Source organism: Phenylobacterium sp. LjRoot97 (assembly GCF_964254345.1).
GTDB lineage: Bacteria > Pseudomonadota > Alphaproteobacteria > Caulobacterales > Caulobacteraceae > Phenylobacterium.
On sequence record NZ_CAXUTH020000002.1, the window covers coordinates 250,472 to 258,571 of the forward strand.

The window sequence follows — 8,100 nt, forward strand, 5'->3', positions numbered from 1 at the left end:
GGTTAAGGCCGCCGGGAACGTCGGGGTTTCAGCTTCACTATAGAAAGAGGGGCGGACGCACGTGGGGCCGGGCGCCGGCGGCTGGCTCATCCCAATGGTGGAGCGGTCCTGCGTTCGCCCGAAAGCGGCTCCCGACTGCAGCACGCTTTATCAAATGAGGCGGCGCCGGGCGAGTACGGGGCGTATGTCTCGGCAAGACTAGCTGAACGAACAGCCGCCGCGCGGCGTCGACTGAAGGCGATGCCTCGGCCAATGGGTGGCGAGAAAGGCTTCAACGTGCCGAGCAGCGCATTGCATCCCGCGAACGATCCCGTCGCCACCGAGGCGAGGCTGGAACTTGCCATGGAGATCGCAGGGCTCGGCACCTTCGAGCGCGATGTGACCACGGGCTGGCTCAACCTCTCGGCGCGCGCGGCCGAGATCTATGGTGTTCGGAGCGCCATGCTCTGGACCGAATGGTTGCTCGGCGTCGACGAAGAGGACCGCGCAGATCTCCTGAGCATGAAGGAGAGGGTGCTTACCGACCCGTTGCTCACCGACCATGAGATCGCCTTCCGATATCATCGCCCCGATGGTCAGGAGCGGTTCATCGTCAAGCGATTCAGGGTCCTGCGCGACGAGGGCGGCCGGCCCTTGCGGGTCGTGGGAGTCGTTGCGGACGAGACCGAGCGTCGCGCCGAGGAGCTGCGGGCGTCCTGGCTGCTCGCCGAGCTGCAGCACCGCGTGAAGAACGTGATGGCGATGGTCCGATCGCTGGCGCGGCGCACGCTGGAGAACTCGCACGATCTCGGCAGCTTCTTTTCCCACTTCGACGGCCGGCTGAACGCACTGGCTCGGGTTCAATCGGCGCTGGTGCGTCGTGTGGATGAAGGGCTCGATGTCGAGGAGCTGGTCTGGGAGGAACTGCTGCAGAACACCGAGGAGGGCGACCAGGCGGTGGTTTCGGGGCCTGCGGTGAGGCTGCATGGCCCGGTCGCCGAGTATCTGGCTCTGGCCTTGCACGAGCTGGCCGTGAACTCGGTCAAGTTTGGCGCCTTGGCCGGCCATGGCCGCGTCACGGTCATTTGGAAGGTCGTCCCTGCAGGCGACGAGGATCGCCTGCAGCTGAATTGGCATGAGAGCGGCGTGCCGCTCATCGAAACCTATCCGGCTCGCCTGGGATTTGGCAGGCAGTTGATCGAGCAGGGGCTCGCCTATCAACTCGGCGCCGAAACCGCGTTCAGTTTGGAGCCCGGCGGGCTGCACTGCGAGCTCGTCATTCCGCTGACGCCTGCAGCGCGGAAGACATGAACGTAGCCTTGCGCCCGCCGGCAAGACCGAGGGCGGCCATCGTCAGTCGACGCCTGGGGGCCTTGGCGCGCGTGGGCGAGGCCGGCGAAGCATTGCTCGCCACGCTCTCGGACGTTCAATCCGGTCGGCGGCGGGACCGAGATCGTCAGCGAACGCGACGTGCTCGGACGCCCAAAATTCATCCTCAAGGGTTGGGCCGCCAGGGTTCGGATACTGCCCGACGGGCGCCGCCAGATCTTCAATTTCGTGCTGCCCGGGGAAGGACTTGGCGTTTGCGCCCGGCCCAACCCGCTGGCGCTGTCGACGGTCGTCGCCCTGACCCCCGTCCAGTACGTGGACGCCGGACCGGTTCAAAGAGCCATATCCGGCGAGGACCCGCGCTATAGCGAACTGCGCGACGCCCTTCATGTCTCGGCAAGCCTGGATGAGGCCTATCTGCTCGCCCAGATCATGCGGCTGGGGCGACAGACAGCCTATGAGCGCCTCTGCCACCTGCTGCTGGAAATCCGCGACCGGCTGATGCTTGTCGGCCTCGCCAGCGAGACGGACTTCCCGATGCCGATGACGCAGGAGACCCTCGCGGACGCCAGCGGCCTGAGCATTGTTCACGTGAACCGCATTTTGCAGCAGCTGCGCCGCGAGCAGCTTTTGGAGTTGCAGGGCGGCAAGGCGCACCTGCGCGAGCCCCACACCCTCGCAACGATCTCCGACTACAAACCCGCCTGTCCGACCGTGGAGATCTCGGATCGCACACGGGCTTAACATGGGTGAATGCCGCCGCCGCCGATTGCGGCCATGGCTGCGGCGGTGCGCATGCGGGCTTGGGGCAATCAGGAAATTGGCGATGCGTCAGGCTCACTGGCCGGGCGGCGCGTGCTGGTGGTCGAAGACGACTGGTTGCTCGCCCAGGAGGTCGTCGGACTTCTTCAGCGCGCGGGCGTGGTCGTCCTTGGTCCGGCGCCCCGCATTGAGGACGCCTTACGGATTATTGCCGCCGGTGATCTCGATGCGGCGCTGCTCAATATCAACCTGAGCGGCGAAATGAGCTACCCGATCGCCGATGCGCTCGCCGCACGGCAGGTCCGCTTCGCTTTTCTCACCGGCTACACGGCGGAGGTTGTGCCAGCCCGATTCAGCGCGACCCCGCTCTATGAGAAGCCGGCAGATCCGAGGCTGGCGCTGCTGAAACTGTTTGCGCCGCCCGTCGGACTCGCGGGTCCGGCGAGCGGGGGCTGAGCTCCCGACGTAGGCGTGAAAGCCTTTCGGCCGAACGAGCCTTCGCAATGCTGAACCCGCCTTGTCTCCCCTGGGACTGCTTGGGCCTCGTTAATTAACATTCGTGAATGCAGCGGCGGTGCGGGCGGCGTCAATGAGCATGACGATTGGTGGAGACGAGGGTGCCTGTTCGTGAGTTTCCCATTGGCGTTCTGACAACTGAACGCCCACCGCCCGCTCCCCAGCAGGCGCTCCAGGCGCTCTATGAGTTCACCGATCGGCTGCTGCGCGCGAGCGATCAGGACGAGATTTGTGAAGCCGCGCTCGAGGCGTTGGAACGTGCCTTGGGGTGCCCGAGGGCTTCGGTTCTGTTGTTCGACCAGGCTGGCGTGATGCGCTTTGTCGCCTGGCGCGGGATCTCGGAAGGCTATCGAAGGGCGGTAGACGGCCATACGCCCTGGGCGCCGGGTCAAACCGGCGCCGCGCCCATCTGCATAAGCGATATCATCGAGACCGACGAGCCTGAGGCGCTCAAGACGACGATACTCGGCGAGGGAATACGCTCGCTTGCCTTCGTGCCGCTCACAGCGGGCGGGGCCGTCATCGGCAAGTTCATGGTCTACAAGGCCGAGCCGCACGTCTTCGGCGACGAAGAAGTCAGCCTTGCGCTCACCATCGCCAGACAGTTGGCCTTCGCGCTCGAACGGCTGCGCGCCGAGCAGGACGCGCGGCGGCAGAAGGAACAGTTCGAAGCCCTGTTCGACAACATTCCGGTGATGATCAAGCTCTTCGATCCTTCGACCGGCGCGCTGAGATTCAACGCAGAGTTCTTGCGCGCGGTGGGCTGGGACGGTTCGAGCGACGTCGATCTCATGGCCGAACTGTTTCCCGACAGCGAGCTGCGAAAGCGGGTCGCGGGCTACATGCGCGACTGTCCTGCAGGGTGGTTCGATGCGCCGATGCGGACGCTCGGCGGGCGGACGATCGAGACCAGCTGGGCGAACATCAAACTCTCCGATTCCACCCGTGTGGGCATCGGGATCGATGTGACCGATCGCAAGCAGGCGCTGGAGCGGCAAAACCTGTTGCTGCGCGAGGTCGACCATCGGGTCCGCAATCTATTCAGCCTGGCGAGCGGAATGGTGCGTCTCAGCGCTCGCGAAGCCGGCGACCGTGCCGCACTGGCCGCGGATCTTCAGGAGCGGCTGGCCGCATTGGCGGCCGCCCATTCGCTGACGATGCGCTTGGATGGCGAGGGCGCCGAGGTCGCGCCGCTGCATCAGCTGATCCACGCGATCATGGCGCCTTACCAGCGCGCGGCCGATGGCCAGCTTGAGGTGGCAGGGTCTGACTTTGCGCTGACAGGGGAGGCCGCGACCTCCTTCGCCATGCTGATCTACGAGTTCGCCACCAACGCGGTGAAGTACGGCGCGCTTTCCGTGCCGCAGGGTCGCGTGAAGATCGAGACCCGCGTGCGCAATCGGGAGCTGGAGCTCCTTTGGGAGGAGAGCGGCGGGCCGGCGGTGGACGCGCCGCCGGAGGCGGTCGGTTTCGGCAGCCGGCTGACGCGGGCGACGGTGGCGCAGTTGGATGGCCGGCTTGAACAGGTCTGGCGGCCCGAGGGATTGCTGATCAGGTTGGCGGCGTCCTTGGATCGCTGCGAACCGCCGCCCCGTAAAGGCGCCGGCTAGGAGTCGCCACGACCGGTGATCCATCGGTCCGGGCCGGTTCGACCGGTTGCAGGGAGGAGAGCGTCCATTCGCGGCCGATAGGCTGGCGCAAGTATCCGGCCGCAGATGTGCCAATTGTTGCTGTGGTCGCCGAGTAGAACGCGCTCCTGTGGGCCGTAACAAATGCGAATGCGGCGAGAGCCTGTAGGGGGCAGGTTTTGCTCTGGAAGGAGCATCAAGCCATGCACGTCGCACAACTAGCCGTGATCCGCTTCGCCGATCGTTGGAGCCTTCTGGGTCAAGGGGGCCGTTGGGGACGTTTCGCTTCGAGCCAAGAGGCTGAACAGGCCGGTCGGCGCATCCGGGCGATGGAACTGGCCGCGGGGCGAGAGTGCCTCTTGCTCGTGCAAAACGCGTGGGGGCAGCTGCGCCCGGCCGACCTGTGAACACCTATTCAATCCTGGTCCTCGACCCCTTAGGTTTCGTCGACGGTGAAGTGGAGTTGGACTTCGAGACCGATGAGCAGGCGGTCGCCGCCATTTTCCGCGCCGATAGTTTGTTTGGATGCGAACTGTGGTGCGGGGAGCGTTGGCTGGGGATATTTGCGTCTCCACGCACTCTGAAGCCGCTGAACTAGTTTAGGCGGCAGCTGCTGCCCCCCGCCAGCCTAAGCAGCCGCTCCGAACATCAGTCCTGCCGCGACTGATCGATCCGGCATCCGTCCACGACGAGTCACGGAGGCCGCAACTAGGGTTTGCGAACCTCCGTGTACCGCACGGCGCCTTTTGCGTCTTCGTCTTGGGTTCAGTTGGCCTTGGCAGGAGCCAATTCGCTCATCAGCTCTTCCTTGCGAGCCTTGAGACGTTCACCCATCGCCTCGAGGTCCTCGTCGCCCTTCTTCGCCTGGGCGAAGATCCCGCCGGGCTGTTCCTCTTCTTTGACATGGTGCTTGATGTACTCGCCGAGCACCTTGACCTTCGCGTCATAGAGGTCGTCGCCAGGCTGCATCGCCTCGATCTCGGCGATCAGCTTCTTGGCGCCGTCGTGTTCGACATAGGCTTCGTCGAGCATGTCTTCTTCGACGTCGCCGCGCTCTTCCGGATAGAAGATTTCCTCTTCGATCTGAGTATGGACCTTAAGCGCGGTGGCGATCTTCGTGAACAGCGCCAGCTTGTCGGCGTCGTCCTCAAGTTGCTCGTACTCGTCGAACCAGGCCTCGACTTCACGATGGTCGGCCTTCAGCAGGCGGATCGCCAGCGGGTCACGGCGGCCCGTCCGGCGGCGGCGGCCTGAGCTCTTGCGGGCCGAACTGGATTTGCCGGAAGCGGTTTTGGCCGAACTGGCTTTTGCGGTGGTCGCCATCGCTCATCTCCTCACTGTAGCGAACCGTTTTGACGGTCCCAATGGGGGCCAAAACTCAGGCTCGCGTTGCCGGTTCCTGTTAAGAGCGGCTCGCAGGAGTTCGGCCGGACGACTTCTCCTGGCACTGTTTCGAAGGCGTAGCTTCTGCAGGAACGGCGGAGCGGGCGAGCGCGTTGCTGAAGTCACAGGAGAACGCGCCTCATGAACCGTCTGATTTATATCGTAGGCCTCGTCGTCGTCATTCTGGCGGTGCTCTGGTTCTTTGGACTCCGCTAGTCGCTTCATCCTCAGTGCTCCACCAGATGCTCTGCCGCATGGTCCATGGGTCAAGGATGACGCTTCCGGGAGAGCGGCGCACCCGCGCTCGTTAGGCCCTGATGCAGCCAGTGGTCGCTGGGGAGCGGTCCGAGGGAACCCTCTCGCTGGGCGGACCGTTTCTGCTCCAGCCTATGCTGTTCAGCAGGGCGTCTTGGTCTCGGCCGCCACCGCCCCGGCGTCGAGAGAGTACCACCGCCTCCGCACGCACCCGCGGAGGCGGTGTCGTATTTAGCGATCGTTTCTCATCCACTCCCTGCGGCGGTTCGGCGAGGCGTCGCAGACGATGCGCTGCGCCATGGCGAAAGCGCAGTCGCGGTGGAAGAGCGCACGCACCGTCGCACCCTCAACATTCAGGTCGTAAGAGACGATCGGGCCGCCGGCGGGCTCGCCGCAGCACATGCAGTCGGTTAGCGGAATGCCTGGGCTCGCGGCGGCGGCCGCGTCAGCGTCAGGATGATCGACATGCCTCTCCTAAGCCACTTCTAGCGTCTGGATCGCCTCGATGGCGTCTCGGTTCGCAAGCGCCGCCACGGACAGGTCGTGGGTCGCTTGCAGGTTTAGCCAAAAGTCTGGGGTCGTTCCGAACACCCGGCCCAAGCGGAGGGCGGTGTCGGCCGTGATGTCCTGCTGCCCGCGGACTAGGCGCTCTATGCGCTGGCGGGCGTTCCCAAGGCCCATGGCGCGGGCTAGTCGCCCCGGGGTCAGATTATAGGCAGGGAGGTAGTCCTCTCGGATGTGTTCGCCCGGGTGAGGGGCGGGAGCGGCGAAGGCGGTATAATCGTGAGGCATCTATCCAGTTCCTCAATCTATGACCCGCTACCCAGCGGGTCAGTGGTAGTCGACGAACTCCACGTTGGCGGGGCCTCGTGGCCCCCAGATGAAACAGATCCGGTATTGGTCATTGACTCTAACGGACCATTGACCGGCCCGGTCGCCCTGGAGCGCTTCGAGCCGGTTCCCTGGTGGGATGCGCATGTCCTCAACCACGGCGGCGGCGTCCAGTTGCAGGAGCTTCCGGCGGGCGGCTTGGAAGACGTTGGTCGGAAAGCGACGAGGCACACGTCCCTCGAACACCTCCTTCGTCGTCTCGTCCTCAAAGCCCTGGATCATCCATCCTCCAATGCGGAGGAATGTACCGCCCCCCGGTACGGAGGTCAAGCAAAATGTACCGCGCGGCGGTACGCATGGGCCAGGGCGCGAGCAGTCGCGCAAGTTGGGACGCAAAGTGGGACGTGTTACTGTGACGCCCATTTCATCAACGATTTCAGTGCATTTTTGCGGTGAGAGAGCCCGTCGAACTGCCGACCGATCCCGACCGATGATGTCCGTTTTGCCCAGGCAGAACGCCCTGTCGGCGTTGACCCGGCCCGGCCGGTTGTCCGATGTTGACCGATGAAGAGGGGCTGAAACCGGCGGTCACGCTCTCCTGGCCCGGCTGCTTTCTCCAGGACCCTGAGGCTCGGGGCGTCCACTGAACCCTGGGAATTTACAGATCATTGACAGTGTAAATGATTGGGGCTCAGATCATTGCGCTCACCTCAGAGCGGTCACGGCTCGGGGGAGCAGCGTTGATCATGGCTGCGGCGAGCGGCCCGCTCTTCAACCCCCTTGGCTGAGCGGGCCATTCCCCGGGCGGGAGGGGAAACATGCCGGGACGATTGCGGCCGATAGAGCCGAACGACTTGCTGAACGAGTGGCTCGCCAAGGCGAGCGCCGCCGAGATCAAAGATATTCAGGGCCGAGTGGATAAGTGGTCAGACACAGCCGCCCAGAGCCGGGCGGAGGTCATTGTGAAGCGGCGCCGCGCAGGGCCTCGCGCCTAGGCCCGGTCCTTGACCTCGCCCACGCCGAGGAGTCGGACAACCGTCATCGTCCCTTCGTAGTCGCCATTACCGGCGGGCCCCGGACGCTCCGGGCGATGGCGGTGCCAGGCCGGGGAGGGACAGATGGCCGCGCTCTTCGTGGTGAAACACCTGACCTAGGTCGCGCTTGTCGACCGACTGGCCGCAGGCCTGGCAGCGATAGAAGTGCCGGGCCTCGTCGATCGGCTCGCCGTCCTCCCGACCGATGTAGTGAAAGTCGCTAGACTTGATCATGGAGCCGCTGGCCTCCTTCACGACTCGACTCCCGGCGACCCCAGGAGGTTCCCATGGCGCGCGAGGGCAAGGGACGAAGTCAGCAGTACGTGGCGCCGACCATGCCGCGCGTCTTCCTGCCCTTTCAGCATCCCAAGCTCGTCGCGACG

General features: G+C 64.7%; 8 protein-coding genes. 4 read left to right on the forward strand and 4 right to left on the reverse strand.

What is annotated here, in order from left to right:
- Window positions 1-252 precede the first annotated feature (252 nt).
- The 4 genes from ACSQ2H_RS23295 (at window position 253) to ACSQ2H_RS23310 (ending at window position 4,196) form a co-directional block, all read left to right on the forward strand.
- Window positions 253-1,290: a sensor histidine kinase gene (locus ACSQ2H_RS23295; protein WP_436063829.1), complete on the forward strand. Its 1,038-nt coding sequence runs from the start codon at window positions 253-255 to the stop codon at window positions 1,288-1,290.
- Between the two features lie 159 nt (window positions 1,291-1,449).
- Window positions 1,450-2,052: a Crp/Fnr family transcriptional regulator gene (locus ACSQ2H_RS23300; protein WP_436063830.1), complete on the forward strand. Its 603-nt coding sequence runs from the start codon at window positions 1,450-1,452 to the stop codon at window positions 2,050-2,052.
- A 9-nt stretch (window positions 2,053-2,061) separates the two neighbouring features.
- Complete coding sequence (locus ACSQ2H_RS23305) at window positions 2,062-2,526, forward strand: response regulator (RefSeq protein ID WP_436063831.1); 465 nt, start codon at window positions 2,062-2,064, stop codon at window positions 2,524-2,526.
- A gap of 161 nt (window positions 2,527-2,687) precedes the next feature.
- A complete protein-coding gene (locus ACSQ2H_RS23310; RefSeq protein ID WP_436063832.1) occupies window positions 2,688-4,196 on the forward strand; it encodes a sensor histidine kinase in 1,509 nt (502 codons plus the stop codon).
- Window positions 4,197-4,979: 783 nt separating this feature from the next.
- Here ACSQ2H_RS23310 and ACSQ2H_RS23315 read toward each other — a convergent pair.
- The 4 genes from ACSQ2H_RS23315 to ACSQ2H_RS23330 all read right to left on the reverse strand — a co-directional run bounded on the left by ACSQ2H_RS23315 (window position 4,980) and on the right by ACSQ2H_RS23330 (window position 7,951).
- Window positions 4,980-5,537, reverse strand: coding sequence for a hemerythrin domain-containing protein (locus ACSQ2H_RS23315; RefSeq protein ID WP_436063833.1), 558 nt, complete (start codon window positions 5,535-5,537; stop codon window positions 4,980-4,982).
- Window positions 5,538-6,326: 789 nt separating this feature from the next.
- Window positions 6,327-6,644, reverse strand: coding sequence for a HigA family addiction module antitoxin (locus ACSQ2H_RS23320; protein ID WP_436063834.1), 318 nt, complete (start codon window positions 6,642-6,644; stop codon window positions 6,327-6,329).
- A gap of 39 nt (window positions 6,645-6,683) precedes the next feature.
- On the reverse strand, window positions 6,684-6,965 hold the full coding sequence (locus ACSQ2H_RS23325; RefSeq protein ID WP_436063835.1) for a type II toxin-antitoxin system RelE/ParE family toxin: 282 nt from the start codon (window positions 6,963-6,965) through the stop codon (window positions 6,684-6,686).
- A gap of 779 nt (window positions 6,966-7,744) precedes the next feature.
- Complete coding sequence (locus ACSQ2H_RS23330) at window positions 7,745-7,951, reverse strand: hypothetical protein (RefSeq protein WP_436063836.1); 207 nt, start codon at window positions 7,949-7,951, stop codon at window positions 7,745-7,747.
- Window positions 7,952-8,100: the final 149 nt, after the last annotated feature.

Excerpts from the sequence above, each read along its gene's own strand:
- ACSQ2H_RS23295 (WP_436063829.1), top strand. The coding sequence starts at position 253 with ATGGGTGGCGAGAAAGGCTTCAACGTGCCGAGCAGCGCATTGCATCCC.
- ACSQ2H_RS23305 (WP_436063831.1), top strand. The coding sequence starts at position 2,062 with ATGCCGCCGCCGCCGATTGCGGCCATGGCTGCGGCGGTGCGCATGCGG.
- ACSQ2H_RS23315 (WP_436063833.1), bottom strand. The coding sequence starts at position 5,537 with ATGGCGACCACCGCAAAAGCCAGTTCGGCCAAAACCGCTTCCGGCAAA.
- ACSQ2H_RS23320 (WP_436063834.1), bottom strand. The coding sequence starts at position 6,644 with ATGCCTCACGATTATACCGCCTTCGCCGCTCCCGCCCCTCACCCGGGC.
- ACSQ2H_RS23325 (WP_436063835.1), bottom strand. The coding sequence starts at position 6,965 with ATGATCCAGGGCTTTGAGGACGAGACGACGAAGGAGGTGTTCGAGGGA.
- ACSQ2H_RS23330 (WP_436063836.1), bottom strand. The coding sequence starts at position 7,951 with ATGATCAAGTCTAGCGACTTTCACTACATCGGTCGGGAGGACGGCGAG.